Raw genomic sequence first — 21,509 nt, 5'->3', positions numbered from 1 at the left:
ACAATGGGTGGTTCTGGCTCGTCGAGGTTGGATGAGGTCGGTAGCTGCTGCGAATCGGACGTTCGGCTCGCACGGGTGCGCAATGGTGTGGAAGAGAGGCTGTGGGCGTGAATTCGCTGGGTAACGGAGAACTGGGGAGCGGCAAGCCGGAGGTCGGCAGCTCGCCGGAAGACGTTCAGCGATCAGACGCATTCCCACTTTCGGCGGCCCAGCTCGGTATGTGGTTCGCGCAGCACCTTGATCCCGCAGTACCGGTCAACATCGCCCAGTACGTCGAACTCCGTGGTGCTCTGGAGCTTGACGCCCTTCGCCAGGCCTGTGCAGACGCCGGTCGCGAAATCGGGTCGGCCTTCGTGCGGATCTTCGAGATCGATGCCCAGCCGTACCAGATCATCGACCCCACACTCGATGATTCAGTCGGTTACGTCGATCTTCGTAGTGAAGACGACTCGCACGACGCCGCCATGCGGTGGATGCGAGCAGATCGCAGTCGGCCGATCGACATGCTTACGGACCGACTGATCTCTGCCACGATCCTGCGCCTCGGCGAGAACCGCTACTACTGGTACACGCGGGTCCACCACACAATTCTCGACGGTTTCGGTGCGTCGACGTTCGTCACTCGTGTGGCGGAGCTGTACTCGGCGCGCGTGGAGGGCCGGGATCCGGAGCCGAGTGAGGCCTCCGATCTCCGGAACGTCTACGAGGTAGACAACAAGTACCGCCAGTCGAGTCGTTTCGAAACCGATCGCAAGTACTGGGCAGACAAGATCGAGAATCTCGACGAGATCTCGAGCCTCGCGGGTCGAAGTGCCGCGCCGGCTCCAGTCAGTCGGATCGACAGCGCAGCGCTGTCCAACCACGTCGAGGCGCTGCTCGGGCGGTTCCTCGAGCGCATAGAGAAGACCACTGTTGCCGGCACTGTCGTCGCGGCGTTTGCGGCGTACCTCGCTCAGATGACCGGACGAGAGGACGTGTCGCTGAGTCTGCCCGTTTCCGGTCGAACGACAGCCGTGCTGCGTCGATCCGGAGGCATGGTCTCCAACGTCGTGCCGCTGCGCCTGACCGTCACTGCGGACACCACCGTCCAGGAGCTTCTGGACGACGTCAGGAACGAAATGTCCGGCGCGCTGCGCCACCAGCGATACCGACACGAGGACATGGTTCGCGGCGGTGACGGGCCGGGCCGGGGCGGATTCTTCGGCCCGTGGATCAACATCATGATGTTTTCCACCGAGTTGGCGTTCGGGCCCCTCGTCGGCGAGCTTCACATCCTGTCCACGGGTTTGATCGAAGACCTCGGTGTCAACCTGTACCAGAGCGTCGGCGATACCCGCACACACATCGACTTCGAGTCGAATCCCAATCTGTATGCGCCCGCGGACGCCCAGCGAAATCACTCGCGGTTCGTGGAGTTTCTCGAGAAGTTCGTCTCGGCCGAAACGAGCCGCAAGGTCTGGGATCTTCCTGTCGCCACCGACGAGGAGCGAAACAAGGTTGCCTTGTGGAACCGCACCGGCTTCCACGTTGCCTCGCAGACCATCACCGAAGCATTCGAGCGTCAGGTCGAGAGAACTCCCGATGCCACCGCTGTCGTTTTCGAAGGCGCCAGCCTCACATACGCCGAATTTGACTCTCGCGCAAATGGTTTGGCTCGTCAACTCATCGCCATGGGTGTTGGGCCCGAATCGCTTGTAGGACTGTCGATCCGCAGGTCTTTGGACTTGATGGTCGGTCTGTACGCGATTGCCAAGGCCGGCGGAGCCTGGGTGCCGGTGGATCCCGACCACCCAGCGGAACGCACGGCCTACATTCTCGAGTCGGCGCAGCCCACGTGTGTTGTGACCACTGCGCGGGACGACGTGGATCTGCCCTCGGGCACACGGGTCATCGAGATCGACACACTGGACTATGGGCAGCTCGACAGCAGGCCGATCGCCAACGCAGATCGCCTGTCTCCCTTGCATTTCTCGAACACCGCGTACGTGATCTACACCTCCGGCTCGACCGGGCGACCCAAGGGTGTCGCGGTCACTCACGCAGCGATCAACAATCAGCTTCAGTGGATGAACGCCGAGTACGGGCTTTCGGCGTCGGACATCTACCTGCAGAAGACCGCTACGACATTCGACGTGTCGCTGTGGGGATTCTTCATGCCGTTGCAGGTCGGCGCCACGCTCGTCGTCGCGACTCCGGACGGTCATCGAGACCCGATCTACGTGGCGAACAAGATCGCGGAGCTCGGCGTCACGATCACCGACTTCGTGCCATCCATGCTCACGCTGTTCACTGCGAATGCACCTGCCGGATCTTGTGATTCGTTGCGCCACGTGTTCGTCATCGGCGAGGCGCTCCCGCCCGAGACGTCTTCCGCCTTCCGCGAACTCTGTGGAGCCGGACTGCACAACCTGTACGGTCCGACCGAAGCCGCGGTATCGGTCACGTACTACGAGGCCGTGGCCACGGATACTACTTCCGTGCCGATCGGTATGCCGCAGTGGAACACTCAGGCGCACGTACTGGACGGACAACTTCGCCCGACCCCCATCGGGCAGCCGGGTGAGCTCTATCTCGCCGGCGTTCAACTCGCGCGCGGATACGTTGGTCGACCGGACCTGAGCTCGGATCGGTTCGTAGCCAATCCGTACGGCACGGCCGGTGAGCGTATGTACCGGACCGGCGACCTCGTCCGTCGCAGTGAGGACGGAAACCTCGACTACATCGGGCGTACCGACTTCCAAGTGAAGTTCCGTGGGCAGCGCATCGAGCTCGGCGAAATCGAGACCGTCCTTCTGGCACACCCCGACGTTTCCCAGGCTGTTGTCTTGGTGACCGTCACCCCGACCGGTGATCAATTGGTCGGCTACGTCGTGCCGGGCCCGGGCCGAAACATCGATGCTGCGGTGCTCAGTGAGTTCGCCGGTCGAAGCCTCCCTTCGTACATGGTTCCGGCCGCGTTGATGGTGCTCGATGCGTTGCCGCTCAACACGAGTGGCAAATTGGATCGTGCCGGGTTGCCCGAGCCGGTGTTCGCGAGTGCGAAGCAGTACCGCGAGCCCCGCACCGAAATCGAGCGGGTTGTCGCTGACGTCTTTGCCGACGTTCTCGGTGTCGAGCGCGTCGGTATCGACGACGACTTCTTCGAACTCGGTGGAAACTCGCTGGTTGCAACACAGTTGGTGACCCGCGTGGGTTCCGCCTTGGGAGTGCAACTCGGCGTTCGAGAGCTTTTCGAGTCCACCACGGTCGCTACCTTGGCGGCCCGCGCCGAGTCTGTGGCGGGTAACGCCAGGCAGCTCACCCCGCTGATCGCCAAGCCTCGTCCCCAGGTTGTCCCGCTCTCGCTTGCACAGCAGCGCATGTGGTTCATCAACCGTCTCGATCCGTCGACGCCCGCGTACAACCTTCCGTTCACGGTCCGGCTCACCGGTTCGGTGGACCCGTCCGCCCTGCATGCCGCGGTGATGGATCTTCTCGAGCGACACGAGTCCTTGCGGACGATCTACCCTGATGTCGACGGAACCGCGCAACAGCTTGTACTGCCGGTCGATCGGGCTGCAGTGGAGTTGAATCCGGTCAAGATTCGGAATTCGCATCTCGACGCGGCCCTGTTCGACGTGGCGTCTCGCGGCTTCGACGTGACGCTCGAAATCCCGGTACGGGTTGCCCTCTTCGAGGTGTCTCCGACGGACTACGTCCTGGTGATGGTTCTCCATCACATCGCTGCAGACGGACTGTCGTTCCGTCCGCTCGCACGTGACCTTCTCGTCGCATACTCTGCGCGAAGTGAGAAGTCTGCGCCGGCGTGGACGCCGCTGCCGATTCAGTACGCCGACTACGCCCTGTGGCAGCGCGAAGCACTGGGATCCGACGAAGACCCGCGCTCGGAGTCGTCTCGCCAGATCAACTTCTGGCGCCGGGCACTTGCCGATTTGCCGGATCAGTTGGATCTGCCGACCGACCGACCTCGTCCTGCCATCGCGTCCAATCACGGTGCCAAGCACCATTTTCAGATCAGCGAACGCACGACGCGCAAGTTGAACGAGTTGGCGCGCTCGAGGAGCGTCTCGCTGTTCATGGTGTTGCAGGCGGCATATGCAACGCTGTTGAGCCGGCTCAGTGGTACCTCCGACATCGCGATCGGTGCCCCGATCGGCGGGCGAGGCGATCAAGCGCTCAACGACGTGATCGGCATGTTCGTGAACACCCTGGTGCTTCGCACCGAGGTCGATCCGAACGAACGATTCGAAGAGTTGCTCGCTCGGGTAAGGGAATCGGGCTTGTCTGCCTACGGGCATGCCGATGTGCCGTTCGAGCGGTTGGTCGAAGTCCTGAGTCCGGCGCGTTCGCAGGCTCGTCACCCGCTGTTCCAGGTTGCGCTCACTGCGGAGATCAGTGGACGACGCGAACTGGAATTCTCAGGTGTCAAAGCAGTTGCAGCTGAATTGGAAGTACCGGTCGCCAAATTCGATCTCGAACTCATGGTGTCCGAGAATCCCGAAGGGACCGAAGACGCGGATGTCTTGAGTGCCACCTTCACCTACGCCACGGACTTGTTCGATCCGGCCACGGTGAACACTTTCGCTACTCGGTTCGTGCGCATTCTCGATGCCGTGGCTACCCGACCTGAAACGATCGTCGGCGATATCGACCTGCTCTCACGCTCCGAGCGCACCGATCTGACGGTCGTAGCCGCGGATTACACGATGCCCCGGCAGAGTCTCGTCGACATCTTCCTGTCCGGCACGGCTGAGGCGGATTCGGTTGCTGTGCGCTTCGAGGGTCGATCGATCACCTACCGTGAGCTCGATGAGCAGTCGTCGAAGCTCGCACGGGTTCTGATCGGACGTGGCGCCGGCCCCGAGACCATTGTTGCTCTCGCCTTTCCTCGCTCGTACGAGATGGTCTGTGCAGTATGGGCGGTGGCGAAGTCAGGGGCGGCATACGTCCCAGTCGACCCGAGCTATCCGGAAGATCGTGTCCGGCACATGCTGGCCGATTCTTCGGCCGCGATCGGACTCACGTCGGGACAGTTCGTAGATAAGCTTCCTGCGGTCACAGAATGGTTGGTCCTTGACGGCCAGGCGCTGAACGGAGAACTGTCGACGCAATCTTCAGCGCCGGTCACGGACGAGGACCGAATCGCTCCGATTCACAGTTCTCACGTTGCATATGTCATTTACACATCCGGTTCCACGGGAAAACCGAAGGGTGTCAGCGTCACTCACGGTGGTCTCCGTGGGGTCAGAGACGCAGCACAGCGTCGCTACGAGGTAGAACAGTCCTCACGCTTCCTCCATATCTGTTCGCCGAGCTTCGACCCGTCGGTACTCGAATGGATGGTCGCCTTCTCTGCGGGTGCAACTTTGGTGATCGTTCCGTCGACAATTATCGGTGGACACGAGTTGTCGGATCTTCTTCATTCCGAGAAGGTCACACACGCGATCATCACTCCCGCAGTACTCGGGACCATGGAGCCGGCAGAGCTGCCTGAATTGCGAGTCGTCTCCGTCGGCGGTGACGTGACCACTCCCGAGTTGCTGGCGAAATGGGCCCCAGGGCGCGCCTACTTCAATGGGTACGGTCCGACCGAGACCACTATCATCTCGTCGTTCGGCGATCTCGCGATCGGCCGATCGATCGACATCGGGCGTCCCGTCGAGGGCATGTCGGCACTGGTACTCGACGAGCGTCTGCATCCTGTTCCAGTCGGTACCAGGGGAGAGCTCTACTTTGCAGGCGCTGCATTGGCTCGCGGCTACCACGAGCGGCGAGGTCTTTCTGCGGAACGGTTTGTTGCAAACCCGTATTCGCCGGACGGCGAGCGAATGTACCGGACCGGCGATGTCGTGCGCTGGACCGGCGGAGACGCGCGCGGTGACGCGGGGGTTCTCGAATACGTCGGCCGCAGTGACTTCCAGGTCAAGGTTCGCGGATTCCGTATCGAACTCGGTGAGATCGACGCAGTTCTGTCCTCGCACGAGTCTGTGCGCTTCGCGGTGACGGTCGGAAGCGAAGGCGCGGCGGGTGTCACAACCCTCGTTTCCTACGTCGAACTGGCTGACGGGTCGAGTTTCGATCGGGACGTGCTCGCCTCGTTCGTGGCAGAATCTCTGCCGAGCTACATGGTTCCGTCCGTCATCATGGAACTCGCTGAGGTTCCGTTGACCCCGGTGGGCAAATTGGATCGCCGGGCTTTGCCGGAGCCTGTTTTCGAGGTCCGCGAGTTTCGTGCACCCACTACGCCGGTGGAAGAGATTGTCGCGCAGGTGATTGCGGATGTTCTCGGAGTGGAACGAGTCGGCCTCGACGACGACTTCTTTGAACTCGGTGGCAACTCCCTGGTGGCTACTCAGGTCACCTCCCGATTGGGGCGGGCGCTCGACACGACGGTGCCGGTGCGAACGCTATTCGACGTTTCCACCGTCGAGGCGCTCGCCGCACACATCGAGTCGCACGTAGGTAGCGGCGGGCAGAAGGCGCTCGTCGCACAGGTGCGTCCCGCGGAAATTCCGTTGTCGCTGGCGCAGCAGCGCATGTGGTTCCTGAACCGCTTCGACACCGACTCAGCTGCTTACAACATCACTTTTGCTCTGCACCTGACTGGTCAACTCGATACTGCCGCGATGGAAACTGCGCTCGAGGACGTACTGGCCCGGCATGAAGTGCTCCGAACGGTATATCCGGACGGGGCTTCCGGACCGAAGCAGTCGATTCTGTCGCTCTCGGAGGCGTTTGGCGGACTGACCGTGGAGTCGGTTTCGGATCCGGACGAGCTCGAAAGTCGAGTCGCTGCAATCGGATCCTCAGCGATCGACATCACCGTCGACGTGCCGATCCGTGTCCGCCTGTTGACGGTCAGCGACACCGAGCACACCCTCGCGATCGTGGTTCATCACATCGCCGCTGACGGTTGGTCGATGGCGCCCCTGGCACGCGATGTCATGATTGCCTACTCGGCACGCAAGGACGCGATCGCGCCGGCGTGGCAGCCGTTGACTGTGCAGTACGCCGACTATTCGTTGTGGCAGCGTGAGGTTCTGGGGTCGGAAGACGACTCGGAATCACTGATCTCGCAGCAGATCTCGTACTGGACCGAGACTCTGGCAGACCTACCGGATGTGATCGAGCTTCCGTCGGACCGGTCTCGGCCTGATGTGGCGTCGATGCGCGGCGAGCGATTCGCGTTCGAGATCTCCGGGGATGTGCACCGTCGATTGGACGCGCTGGCACGGGAGAACAACGCGACGCTCTTCATGGCGTTGCACTCGGCGCTTGCCGTTCTGATGGCCCGACTGAGCGGAACCTCGGACATCGCCGTGGGCACTCCCGTTGCCGGTCGTGGCGACGAGGCGCTCGACGATCTCGTCGGCATGTTCGTCAACACGCTTGTTCTGCGGACCGAGGTCGATCCGGCCCAGGCATTCACGGATCTGCTGGCTGCGGCGAGTGATTCTGCGCTCGGAGCGTTCGCTCACTCGGACGTGCCCTTCGAGCGGTTGGTGGACGTCTTGGCTCCCGCCCGGTCGCAGGCCAGACATCCGCTGTTCCAGGTCGTGCTGTCCTTGCAGAATCTCGCGCAAACGGCATTGGAACTGCCGGGACTGGCGATCAAGGCCGCCGAAATCGACACGACCACTGCCAAGTTCGACCTCGAACTCGCAGTAACCGAGTCGATCGGCGAAGACGGGATCCAGCAAGGGCTCTCGGCCGAATTCACCTTTGCTGCAGATCTGTTCGACGTTTCGACGGTCGAGGGGTTTGCTCGGCGTCTGGTTCGTATCCTCGAGACTGTCGTGTCGGTTCCTTCGATTGTCGTCGGTGACATCGATATTCTCGATGCGGCCGAGCGGGGTGTGCTGGCCGATGTTCATGGAGGTCAGTCGGTCTCGGGAACCCTGGTCGAGATTCTCACAGCGGCGGCCGCTTTGGATCCGTCGGCGGATGCGATTCGCTTCGACGGTGAGTCGATCAGCTACCGCGAACTCGACGAGCGGTCGTCGCGACTCGCTCGTGTTCTGATTGCGAAGGGCGTCGGGCCGGAGGATCGGGTCGCGATCGCGATTCCGCGTTCGGCCGATTCGGTTCTCGCTCTATGGGCAGTGGCGAAAACGGGTGCTGCGTTCGTACCAGTCGACCCGACGTATCCGGTTGACCGTATCGCCCACATGATCTCCGATTCCGGTGCGGTGCTGGGTCTTGCGCTCAGTGACGTCGAGGCAGGATTGCCGTCGGCGTTGACGTGGGTTGTTCTCGACGACGAGAAGACAGTGGCGGCGTGCGCGGCAGAATCCTGCGCGCCGGTGAGTGATTCGGATCGACGTAGTGCGATCGACGAGCGGCAGCCTGCGTACGTCATCTACACGTCCGGCACCACAGGTCTGCCCAAGGGCGTTGTGGTCACCAACGCCGGTGTGGCGAATTTCTGTGCCGAGCAGGTCGAGCGCTATGCGCTGACCGCGGATGCTCGGACGCTGCATTTCGCCTCGCCGAGTTTCGATGCGTCGGTCCTCGAGTTGCTGATGGCATTCGGATCCGCGTCGACGATGGTGATTGCGCCGACGACGGTGTACGGCGGCGCGGAACTGGCCGAGATCTTGCGCTCGGAGGGCGTGACGCATGCGTTCGTGACGCCCGCTGCGCTGGCATCAGTGGATCCGAGCGGGCTTGACGCGTTGCGGGTGGTTGTCGTCGGTGGCGAAGCCAGTTCGCGGTCTCTCGTTGCCAAGTGGGCGGTGCCGCTTCCGGATGGCGGTGTGCGTGGATTCTTCAATGCGTACGGTCCGACGGAGTCGACAGTCGCCTCGAACATCAGCGATACGCTGACCGCGTTTGATCGTATGAACATCGGCGGCCCGATTCGAGGTATGGCCGCGCGGATCTTGGACGGCCGCTTGCAGCCTGTGCCGGTTGGTGTCGCAGGTGAGTTGTACGTGTCGGGTGTTCAGGTCGCTCGTGGATACCTGGGACAGCCGGCATTGACGGCGGGTCGTTTTGTCGCAGACCCGTTCGGGGCGCCGGGAGAGCGGTTGTACCGCACGGGTGACGTGGTCCGGTGGATCGACGGTGGCGCGGTGGAGTACGTGGGCCGCAGCGACTTCCAGGTCAAGATCCGTGGGTTCCGTATCGAACTCGGCGAAATCGAGGCCGCACTGACCCGATGCGCGGGCGTTGCGCAAGCTGTTGCTCTTGTACGCTCCGACGATCACTTCGGCGATCGCCTCGTTGCATACGTGGTGCCACAGGCCGGCGCCGAGGTGGATCCCGCACAGGTCATCGAGTCGGTGTCGACGTTCCTGACCGGCTACATGGTTCCCGACTCGGTCCTGGTGCTCGATTCGATTCCGTTGACTACCGCGGGCAAGACGGACATCAAAGCTCTGCCATCGCCCGTGTTCGAGTCGAAGGTGTATCAGGCGCCGATCACGACCGTCGAAGAGACTGTCGCGCAGGTGTTCTCCGAAGTTCTCGGAGTCGCACAGGTTGGCCGCGACGACGACTTCTTCGAGCTCGGAGGCAACTCGCTGATCGCGACCCGTGTCGCGGCACGGCTGGGGGAGGCGCTTGACACAAGCGTTCCGGTTCGTGCGCTCTTCGAAGCGTCGACCGTGCAGTCACTCGCCCTCCGGCTCGAGCTGCACGCCGGTTCGGGTGCCACGGCCCCACTGGTCCCGCAGTCCCGGCCCGCTCGGATCCCACTTTCGTTGGCGCAGCAGCGCATGTGGTTCCTGAACAGGTTCGAACCCGAGTCGGCAGTGAACAACGTTCCGGCGGCGATCAGGATTTCGGGCGCCCTCGATGTGGCAGCTCTCAACGCTGCCGTGATCGATGTCGTGGGCAGACACGAATCACTGCGGACGCTGTATCCGGACGTCGACGGCGTCGGGTATCAGGAAATCCGTGACGTTCGAGACGTTGTTGTCGATCTCAGCCCCGTGTCGATCACGGAAGATCGCCTGGCTGCAGGCGTCGCAGAGCTGGCGACGGTCGGCTTCGACGTGACGTCTGAAGTCCCGTTGCGCGCCAAGCTCTTCAAAGTCGGCGATAGCGAATACGTCCTGGTGTTCGTGGTGCATCACATCTCGACCGACGGTTTCTCGATGGGCCCGTTGACCCGCGACGTGATGGTTGCCTACGAAGCACGTACACGAGCGTCCGTGCCGGCTTGGACGCCGTTGCCGGTGCAGTACGCCGATTACTCGTTGTGGCAGCGTGAGGTTCTCGGGTCCGAGGAGGATCCGCAGTCCGTGATCGCGAAGCAGATTGCGTTCTGGTCGGATGCGTTGGCTGATCTTCCGGAGCAGTTGGATCTGCCTGGTGATCGTCCGCGTCCCGAGGTCGCTTCAGGGCGCGGAGCCGAGGTCGAGTTCGATATCGACGCCACTCTGCACGAAGCTGTCAATTCGATTGCGCACAGCAGTAACTCGACACCGTTCATGGTTGTTCACGCAGCGCTCGCCGTCGTACTTTCTCGTTTGTCTGCAACGACCGACATCGCGATCGGTACACCGATCGCGGGTCGCGGTGAGGCGCAGCTCGACGATCTGATCGGTATGTTCGTCAACACTTTGGTGTTGCGTACCGAGGTTGATCCGTCGATGTCGTTCGCGGATCTGTTGGCTTCGGCGCGTGAAGTGGATCTACAGGCGTTCGCGCATGCGGATGTTCCGTTCGAGCGTGTGGTGGAGGTTCTCGATCCGGTTCGTTCGCAGGCTCGTCATCCGCTGTTCCAGGTGGCGTTGACGTTCCAAAACCACGAACAGGCAACGCTCGAACTGGGCGACCTCGAAGTGTCGATCGAAAGTGCCGATCTTGCGTTGGCGAAATTCGACCTCCAGTTGACTCTGACTGAACGAACCGACGAGGCCGGCGCACCTGCCGGAATGTCCGCCTCGTTGACGTATGCGACGGATCTGTTCGACGAGTCGACCGTTGTGGAATTCGGTGATCGGCTGGTACGGACCTTCCGCGCGGTGACTGCTGATCCCACCGTCGATCGTGGTGTGGATTCGACGTTGTCGGCGTGGTTCGATGATGCTGCTGCGCGGTTTGGTGATCGGACCGCGGTGCGGTTCGGTGGCGAGTCGTTGTCTTATGGTGAGTTGTCGGTTCGGGCGAATCGGTTGGCGCGCAGGTTGATTGCTCAGGGTTGTGGTCCGGAGTCGTTGGTGGCGGTGGCGTTGCCGCGGTCGGCGGATCTTGTGGTGGCGTTGTTGGCGGTGGTGAAGTCCGGTGCGGGGTATTTGCCGGTGGATCCGTCGTATCCGGCTGATCGTGTCGAGTTCATGTTGGCCGATGCTGCTCCGGTGGCTGCGATTTCGTGGTCCGGGCGTGAGTTGGTGTTGCCCGCTGGTTTGCCGGTGGTTGATATCGACGCGGTGGATGTGTCGGAGTTCGATGGTTCGGTGGTGACGGATGCGGATCGTGTTGCGCCGTTGCGGTCGTCGAATGTTGCGTATGTGATTTACACGTCGGGTTCGACGGGTCGCCCGAAGGGTGTGCAGGTTCCGCACTTCACGGTGGCGAAGTTGTTTGCGAATACCGAGAGTGTGTACGGATTCGACGAGTCGGATGTGTGGACGATGTTCCACAGTTATGCGTTCGACTTCTCGGTGTGGGAGTTGTGGGGTCCGCTGTTGTACGGCGGCACGTTGGTCGTCGTGGACTATGTGACGTCGCGGTCGCCGGAGCAGTTCCTGGAGTTGCTTGCTGCTGAGCGGGTGACGGTGCTCAATCAGACGCCGTCGGCGTTCTATCAGTTGGCCGAGGCTGATCGGTTGGCGTCGGAATCCGGTCAGGCCGCCGAGTTGTCGTTGCGGTGGGTTGTTTTCGGTGGCGAGGCGCTCGAGCTTCGACGCATGTCGGACTGGTACGGCCGCCGCGGTGACTCCGCGCCGACGTTGGTGAACATGTACGGCATCACGGAGACGACGGTGCATGTCAGCCATCGCGTGTTGGATGCTGCGATGGCGGCGGATGCGTCGGCGAGTGTTGTGGGTCAGGCTATTTCGGGTTTGCAGGTGTTCGTGCTCGATACACGTTTGGCTCCGGTGCCGGTTGGTGTCGCGGGTGAGATGTATGTCTCGGGTGTGCAGTTGGCTCGGGGTTATCTGGGTCAGGCGGGGTTGACGTCGACGCGGTTTGTGGCGAGTCCTTTTGCTGCTGGTGAGGTGTTGTACCGCACGGGTGACGTGGCGTCGTGGAACAGTGCTGGTGATCTGGAGTATCTGGGTCGCGCGGATGATCAGGTGAAGATCCGTGGGTTCCGGATCGAGATCGGTGAGATCGAGTCTGCGGTGTTGGCGGATGTGTCGGTGGCGCAGACGGCGGTGGTTGTTCGTGAGGATTCTCCGGGTGATCAGCGGTTGGTGGCGTATGTGGTTTCGGCTGCGGGTGTGAGCGTTTCGGTCGACGATGTCCGCACCGGTGTGGGTTCGTTGTTGCCGGAGTACATGGTGCCGTCGGCGTTTGTGGTGTTGGATTCGATTCCGTTGACGGTGAACGGGAAGTTGGATCGTCGGGCGTTGCCGGTTCCGTCGTTGCAGGTTGCGGTGTTCCGGGCTCCGACGTCGGTGGTGGAAGAGGTTGTGGCGCAGACGTTTGCGGATGTTCTGGGCGTTGAGCGTGTTGGTTTGGATGATGATTTCTTCGCGCTCCGGGAGTTGTTCGAGGCGTCGACCGTTGAAGGGCTTGCTGCCCGACTCGGTTCTCATGTTGGTGGTGGTTCGCGTGCGGCGTTGACTGCGCAGGTGCGTCCGGCGCAGGTGCCGTTGTCGTTTGCGCAGCAGCGCATGTGGTTCCTCAACCAGTTGGATACGAACTCGGCAGGGAACAATGTTCCGGTTGCGATCACGCTCACCGGAAAACTGGACGTGTCGGGGCTGGAACAGGCTGTCTCGGACGTTGTCGGCCGCCATGAGGTTCTCCGCACGGTCTACCCCGAGGTCGACGGAATCGGCTACCAGAAGATCGTTGCACCGGCTGATGTCGGCGTGAACCTCGCTGCAACCTTGGTCTCGGATTCAGAGATTGTTTCCGAGGTAACGAACTTCGTGGCGACGGGTTTCGACGTGACAACCGAGGTTCCGTTGCGCGCCAGGCTTTTCCAGACCAAGGCCGACGAGCACGTTCTCGTATTCGTGGTGCATCACATCTCGACCGACGGTTTCTCGATGGGCCCGCTGACCCGCGACATCATGACCGCCTACTACGCCAGAACCAACGGCCAGGCTCCGACCTGGACGCCGTTGCCGGTGCAGTATGCCGACTACGCACTGTGGCAGCGTGAGGTTCTCGGGTCCGAGGACGATCCGCAGTCAATCATCGCGCAGCAGATCACTTACTGGGCGCAAGCATTGGACGGCGTGCCCGAACAGTTGAATCTTCCCGGGGATCGGGCCCGGCCGGCGGTATTCTCCGGTCAGGGAGCAACATTCGAATTCTCGATCGGTCAGGAACTGCATGAGCGGCTGATCGGTGTCGGTCGTGAGCACAATGCGTCGATGTTCATGGTGGTCCATTCGGCGCTGGCATCACTTCTCGCACGTCTGTCGGGAACAACGGACATCACCATCGGCGCGCCGATGGCAGGACGAGGTGAATCCGAACTCGACGATCTGATCGGAATGTTCGTCAACACATTGGTGCTACGTACCGAGGTTGATCCTTCGGCCCCGTTTACCACACTTCTGTCGTCGGCTCGAGAGACCGATCTTCAGGCGTTCGCGCACTCGGACCTTCCCTTCGAGCGGCTCGTGGAAGTGCTGGATCCCGTTCGGTCGAGGGCACACCACCCGCTGTTCCAGGTGGCATTGGCGTTCCAGAACCTGGGGCAGAATTCGTTGGCTCTGCCGGGTCTGACGGCCGCCGAGTTCGCAATCGACGAGACTGTGGCCAAGTTCGACCTGCAGCTCACGATCAGTGAGGTATCAGAAGGGCTGTCGGCGACGTTCACGTACGCGACGGATCTGTTCGACGAATCGACCGTCCGCGGATTCGCCGCACGATTGATGCGCATCCTGAACGGAATTGCGACGGACCCCGCAACTTCAGTGGGTGACATCGAAATCCTCGACTCGTCCGAGCGTGAGGTTCTGACGAGTCAAAGGGCTTCGTCAGGAGTAGCGCAGGCGCCGTTGGCCGAGATTCTTGCCGACGCTGCTGCGCGTTACCCGGACAACGTCGCATTGCGCTACCCCGGCACGGCGCAGGCCGTTGCCGGTAGGTCCATGACGTATCGCGAGGTCGACGAGTGGTCGTCGAAGCTGGCCCGCGTTTTGATCAACCGTGGTCTCGGGGCTGAAGATCTTGTGGCGGTGTCGATTCCGAGATCCGTCGAATCGGTACTCGCGGTCTGGGCAGTGTCGAAGACCGGGGCAGCGGTCGTTCCGATCGATCCGCACTATCCGGCAGACCGTATCGCGCACATGCTCAGCGACTCTGGTGCAAAGGTAGGCCTGACCCTCGACGTCGAACGTCCGAACCTCACCGACGACGTCGAGTGGTTGGTCGTGGACGGACCACGTGGCGAACAGATGACCGCCGGAGTGTCCGCAGCGCCAATCGATGCCGAGGAACGTGTCCGTCCACTGACGACTGCTCATCCGGCCTGGGTCATCTACACCTCCGGCACGACCGGTCTACCCAAGGGCGTTGTCGCCACCAACGCAGGTCTGGCGAGCTTCAGTGTCACGCAGGCCGCGCATTACCTCGTGAAGCCCACCTCGCGGACATTGCACTTCGCGTCACCGAGTTTCGACGCGTCGATGCTCGAGTTGTTCCTCGCGGTGGCCACCGGCGCGACGATGGTCATCGTCCCACCTGGCGTGTACGGCGGCGACGAGCTGGCTGAGGTGTTCCGTAGCGAACGAGTCACCCATGCGTTCATCACGCCGGCGGCTCTGGCGTCGATGGACCCGAGCGGCCTGGACGACCTGACGGTCGTAGGCGTGGGTGGCGAAGCGTATTCGCCGGAACTGATCAGCAAGTGGACGACAGGTGACGGCTCGACCGCATCGGCTTCGGCTCCCAGGACGTTCTTGAATGTCTACGGCCCGACCGAGACGACGATCGTGACGAACGTCAGCGTTCCGCTTCTGCCGGGTGACCGAATGGACATCGGCGCCACGATCGGTGACATGGCCGCTTTCGTTCTGGACACACGACTCAATCCAGTTCCACTCGGAGTCTCGGGCGAGCTGTATCTGTCCGGTCCTCAGGTGACCCGCGGCTATCATCGTCGCCCGGGCTTGAGCGCCGATCGATTCGTGGCAAACCCGCACGGTAATCCGGGCGAGCGAATGTACCGAACCGGTGACGTGGTGCGCTGGGTCGCTGGAACCGCACCCTCCACCTACGCCGTGGAATACGTGGGCCGCAACGATTTCCAGGTCAAGATTCGCGGTTTCCGTATCGAACTCGGTGAGATCGATGCGTCATTGACCGCACACCCCGAGGTCGAGTTCGCTGCGACGATGGGTACGACCCTGCCGTCGGGTGCTCCGGCACTGGTGTCGTACGTGTTCACCGGAAAGAACGCTTCGGTCACTTCGGCGGAATTGATCGAATTCGTCTCCAGAACCCTTCCGGCTCACATGGTTCCGGCTTCGATAATGGTCTCCTCGGACATGCCACTGAGCCCGGCCGGCAAGCTGGACCGAAAAGCGCTCCCAGCGCCGGTCTTCGAGACCAAGGAATTCCGCGCCCCGGTTACCGAGATGGAACAAGTCCTGAGCGAGATCTTCGCGGACGTTCTCGGTCTGGATCGAATCGGAACGGACGACTCGTTCTTCGCGCAGGGCGGCGACTCGATCATGTCGATCCAGCTCGTCTCGCGGGCGAAGGCACGTGGGGTCGTATTCGCACCCAGTGACGTCTTCGAGAGCAAGACTGTCGCGGCATTGGCCGAAGTGGCGAAGTATGCCGCCGACGTCGAGGCCGCGGTGGTGCTCGAGGAGTTGCCGGGCGGTGGAGTCGGCTGGATGCCGTTGACGCCGATCGAACGATTCATGGTCGAGCGCGGTGGCAGCTACAACCGATTCACACAGACGATGACTCTCGAGCTTCCACTCGGAGCGCAGCGAACCGACATCGTGCGAACCCTCGCCGCCGTCGTCGACCACCATGACATGTTCCGATCGCGGTTGATCTCCGACGGTCGCGGATGGGGAATGTCGGTCTCCGAGCCGGGAACCGTGGACGTCGAGGATCTACTCAGCCGGGTGGATGTTGATGCGTCCTCGGACGAGTCGACAATTGTTCTCACGGCTTCCAAGGGCCTCGACGAGGCTCTCGGCCGGTTGAATCCGGCAGGCGGCGTGATGGTTCAGTTCGTGTGGGTCGACTTCGGTCCCACTCGCACCGGGCGCTTGATCATTGCTGCGCATCACTTGATCGTCGACGGGGTTTCCTGGCGAATCATTGTTCCGGATCTGGTGTCGGCTGCGGCTCAGATGGCCGGGGCGGGCGGAGCGACGGGGGATGTGGCTCTCGAACCTACGGGTACGTCGATGCGACGTTGGGCTCATGCATTGTCCGAAGAGGCACATCGGGAGTCACGGGTAGCCGAGCTGGATACGTGGCGGAAGGTGTTGCAGACACCGGATCCGGTGCTGGGCAAGAGGGCGTACGACTCTGCGGTCGACGTTGCGGCAACGGTTCAGCGGATAAGCGTGACGGTCCCCACTCAGGTGACGGAGACTCTGTTAACCACGCTGCCGGAGGTTTTCAACGGCGGCGCCAACGACGGCCTGCTCGCTGGACTGGCACTCGCGCTGATCGAGTGGCGTCGCCGAGCCGGAATCGACTCGACGTCTGCCTTGCTGCAACTCGAGGGCCACGGTCGCGAAGAAGCCGTGATTCCCGGTGCGGATCTGTCGAGGACTGTTGGCTGGTTCACTGCAGCCTTCCCGATCAGTCTCGATCTTTCCGAGGTAGACCTGGGTGACGCTTTTGCCGGAGGTGATTCGGCGGGACGCGCGATCAAGGCAGTGAAGGAGCAGTTGCTGGCGATCCCGGACAAGGGCGTCGGGTACGGACTGCTGCGCTACCTGAACGAAGACACGCGCGCAGTGCTTTCGCGCTTCGCAGGGGGACAGGTCAGCTTCAACTACTTGGGAAGGGTTGTCGCCGAGGATCTTCCGGCAGGTGTCGAGGGGCTCGGCTGGCTGCCGGCGGGCGATTTCGCCAACGTGTCAGCACCCGAAGACGTCGACATGCCCGCAAACAAGGTCGTCGATATCAATGCGATCGTCAACGACGGCGCAGACGGAGCTGTTCTGGAGGCCTCCTTCGCCTACCCCGTCGGTGCCATCGACGGCGAGAGCGTCGAGGCGTTTGCACAGATTTGGGTCGAAGCACTGACCGCCCTGGCGGAGCATTCTCGATCCGTCGGTGCCGGAGGACTCACTCCGTCCGACGTGCCGCTTGTCTCGGTGAGCCAACGAGATATCGACGGGTTCGAGAATCGATTCGGTACGGTGACCGACATCTGGCCGCTGGCACCGCTGCAGTCGGGCTTGCTCTTCCATGCGATGTTGGCGGAATCCAGCGTCGACCTCTACTCGGTGCAGATGATTCTCACTTTGTCCGGGAAGGTCGATGCCGACCGATTGCGGACTGCAGCACAGGGAATCATCGACCGTTACGCGAACCTGCGAACAGCATTCACGGCCGACGACGACGGAACGCCGGTCCAGATAGTCCTCGAGGACGTTGCTGTCCCGTGGCGGAACATCGATCTCAGCGATGTCGCGGCGGTCGACCGTGAGGCAGCACTGGACGCAGTTTTGACGGCTGACCAGGCGACACACTTCGACATGGCGTCACCGCCGTTGATTCGGTTCACCTTCGTCACGATGGCGGAGGGGGACTACCGCTTGGTCGTGGCGAATCACCACATCATTCTCGACGGTTGGTCGGTGCCGCTGCTTTTGCAGAACCTGTTGGCGCTGTACGCGACGCGTGGTGACGACTCGGTTCTTCCGCGTGTGCGCAGCTATCGCAATTACCTGGCGTGGCTTGTCGATCAGGATCGCGATCGATCACTTACCGCCTGGGCGGATGCGCTTTCCGGCGTCGAGCAGCCGACGCTGCTCGCTCAGGTCACAGGCGGACAGGAATTCACCGCGCTGTCACAGAAGCTGAACGTGTCGATGTCGTCGGAGACAACCGCGACGCTCACAGCTCTGGCTGCACGACTCGGCGTCACCGCCAACACGATCGTGCAGAGCGCGTGGGCGGTCCTGCTCGGTGCGTTGACCGGAACCGACGATGTTGTCTTCGGTGCAACAGTGTCCGGCCGGCCCCCGGCACTCACAGGCGTCGAATCGATGGTCGGGTTGTTCATCAACACCCTCCCGGTGCGGGTGCGCCTCGACGCTGCGGAGTCCGTCGAAGAATTGGTTGCCAGGGTCCAGATCGAGCAGGCGAGAATGCTCGATCATCACTATCTCGGTTTGACCGATGTGCAGAAAGCTGCGGACGTCGGAACATTGTTCGACACGTTGGTGGTCTTCGAGTCGTACCCGGTAGACCGTGAGGGCCTCGCCGCACAGGCGGATGTTCTCGACGGAATGATGATCGACGACATCTCCTCGGACGATTCCACGAACTACCCGTTGACCCTGCTGATCGCACTCGACGAGCAGTTGCACTTGACACTTCGGTACCTGCCGGACTTCTTCGATGCCGACTACGCAACTGCGTTACTGGACAGAGTTCTTCGACTGCTCTCCGCCGTCGCTACCGATCCTTCCGTTCGTGTTGGTGACGTGTTGTGTCGGGTGTGTCGGTGTTGGATGGGTTCGATGCGCAGGTGGCGGCGTCTCCGGGTGCGGTAGCGGTCTCGTTCGAGGGGCAGTCTCTGTCGTATGCGGAGTTCGATGCTCGGGTGAATCGTTTTGCCAGGTATTTGGTTTCGGTGGGTGTGGGGCCGGAGTCGTTGGTGGGTGTTGCGGTTCGTCGGTCGGTTGATTTGTTGGTTGCGGTTTACGGTGTGCTCAGGGCTGGTGGTGGGTATGTTCCGGTGGATCCGGATCAGCCTGCGGAGCGTAATGGGTATGTGTTGGMGKCGGCGTCGCCGGTGTGTGTGGTCAGTACGTCTGATGTTGGTTTCGATGCTGGTGTKKTGCCGGTGGTCGAGGTTGATGTTGTTGATGTGTCTGGTTTTTCGGGTGCRCCTGTSTYKGATGTGGATCGGGTTKCGCCGTTGCGGTCGGGGAATACGGCGTATGTGATTTTCACGTCGGGGTCGACGGGTCGGCCGAAGGGKGTGGCGGTCAGTCATCGCAGTGTGGTCAATCAGGTGTCGTGGTTGGCGGAGCGTTATGCGGTGTCGGGTTCTGATGTGGTGTTGTTCAAGACTCCGGTGACGTTCGATGTGTCGGTGTGGGAGTTGTTTGTTCCGTTGGCGGTGGGTGCTCGGTTGGTGGTGGCTACTCATGACGGTCATCGGGATCCGGGGTATTTGGCGTCGGTGGTGGCGGCGGAGTCGGTGTCGATGGTCTCGTTTGTGCCGTCGATGTTGGAGGTGTTCGTCGATCAGGTTGTCGACACGTCGGAGGCGACGATTTCGCGTCTCGGTGGTGCTGGGTTGGGTTCGTTGCGGGTGATTTTCGCGGCGGGTGAGGCGTTGCCGGCGTCGGTGGTGGGTCGGGTGTTGTCGGTGTTGCCGTCGGTTGAGGTTCATAATTTGTATGGTCCGACGGAGTTCACGGTGCATGCGACGGCGGCGGGTCCGCTCGATGGTGTGGGTGTGGTGGTGCCGATGGGTGCTCCGGTGTGGAATTCGTCGGTGTTGGTGTTGGATTCGCGGTTGCGTCCGGTGCCGGTGGGTGTTGCGGGTGAGTTGTATTTGTCGGGTGTGCAGGTCGCTCGTGGGTATTTCGGGCGGGTGGATTTGTCGGCGGAGCGGTTTGTGGCGAATCCGTTCGGTGGGGTGGGTTCGCGGATGTATCGCACGGGGGATGTGGTGCGGTGGATCGGTGTGTCGGGTGAGCTCGAGTATGTCGGTCGTAGTGATTTTCAGGTGAAGTTGCGTGGTCAGCGGATCGAGTTGGGGGAGATCGAGTCTGCGGTTCGGGATCAGGTGGGTGTGGGTTCTGTGGTGGTGGTGGTGTGGCGTGATCAGTTGGTTGCGTATGTCACTGCTGCGGTGGGGTCTTCGGTTGATGTTGATGTGGTGAAGGTGGGTGTGGGGGAGCGGTTGGCGTCGTATATGGTGCCGTCGCAGTTTGTGGTGTTGGATGCGTTTCCGCTCAATGCTTCGGGGAAGTTGGATCGGAAGTTGTTGCCGGAGCCGGTGTTCGAGGCCGCGGTGTTCAGGGCTCCCTCTACCGAAGCTGAACTACTTGTCGCAAGCGTCTTTTCGGAGATTCTCGGTGTCGAGGAAATCGGGGCGGACGATAGCTTCTTCGAGTTGGGTGGCAACTCATTGGTCGCAGCGAGGGTTGCAGCTCGGCTGAGCGCAGCAGTTTCCGTGGAGGTCCCACTGCGACTCATCTTCGCGACTTCGACGGTCAGCGAACTTGCAGAACGGATTGCGCTCGGAATTCGGGTGGGCTTCGATGCGAAAACCGATGATGCACTACGAACGCTTCTGCCGCTGAGAACGACAGGGAGCGATGTGCCGTTGTTCTGTGTTCATCCACTCGTTGGACTGGCGTGGCCTTTTGCACCGTTGGCGGCAGTTGTGGACCGTTCGATTCCGCTCTATGGGTTGCAGAGCCCAGTTCTGACTGATGAGGCATTCCAGGGACGATCCCTTGATGATTACGCAGATCGCTACGTGGACGAGATCACCCGGGTTCAGCAGTCAGGCCCGTACCGAATTCTCGGTTGGTCGCTCGGCGCGATCATCGCTCAAGCGGTTGCGGCGAAGATGGAGGAGCGAGGCGAGATCGTTGAGGCGTTGATCTTGCTGGACGGTTCGCCGGAGACACGCGACGAATCAGAGCATGCTGTCCAGGTGCGCGCTGAGTTGGCTGCAATAGGGATTGTCTTCGGCGAGAACGAAAGTCTCGATGAATTGTCGGTCGAGAGGTCAGCAGAGATCTTGGCGGCTGTCGACGGAGAGAGAATCGGACTCGATGCGTCTGCGATCAAACGGTTGCTCACAAGCATTGCGATTTCGGCGAAGCTGATCAACGCCCATCGGCCGCAGTCGTTCGGGGGGCCGATCACTTTCGTGAGTTCGTTGGATCGTTCGGGCGCAAAGCAAGCCGACAAGGTTTGGGGTCCGTACGCGCACGGAGGACTGACGGATGAATTGGTCGACGTTCACCACCTGGAAATGATGTCTCCTGAAGGCGTTCGCGCTATCGGGCTGATTATTGAGCGTGTGTTGCGCGGTGGCGCCGCTGATTGATCAGCCGGCGCATACGAGCCTGGTCGGGCGATGGCCAGGCTCGTATGTTTCGCTCTTCCCGACTGGCCGTGTAGGAGGTCATGTTCGCCCGTGACAGCACACGCTTGTCGATCGGAGGTTGTCGAGTGTGCGATTTCAACTTCTG

At 61.6% G+C, this 21,509-nt stretch carries 2 protein-coding genes; both read left to right on the top strand.

The genetic code is table 11. The annotated features are described in order from the left end of the window. The first annotated feature begins 107 nt into the window (after positions 1 to 107). Positions 108 to 18,839 (top strand): non-ribosomal peptide synthase/polyketide synthase, encoded by an 18,732-nt coding sequence (locus AC1DVN_RS04250; RefSeq protein ID WP_477993498.1) that lies wholly within the window; start codon positions 108 to 110, stop codon positions 18,837 to 18,839. Beyond that, complete coding sequence (locus AC1DVN_RS04245; protein WP_477993496.1) at positions 18,776 to 21,364, top strand: amino acid adenylation domain-containing protein; 2,589 nt, start codon at positions 18,776 to 18,778, stop codon at positions 21,362 to 21,364. Before AC1DVN_RS04250 ends, AC1DVN_RS04245 begins: the two co-directional genes overlap by 64 nt. Positions 21,365 to 21,509: the final 145 nt, after the last annotated feature.

The sequence above is a fragment of the Rhodococcus sp. P4_E4 genome (assembly GCF_056401575.1).
The sequence above is the reverse complement of the archived record's forward strand: the minus strand, read 5'-3'. Positions and strand labels throughout refer to the sequence as shown.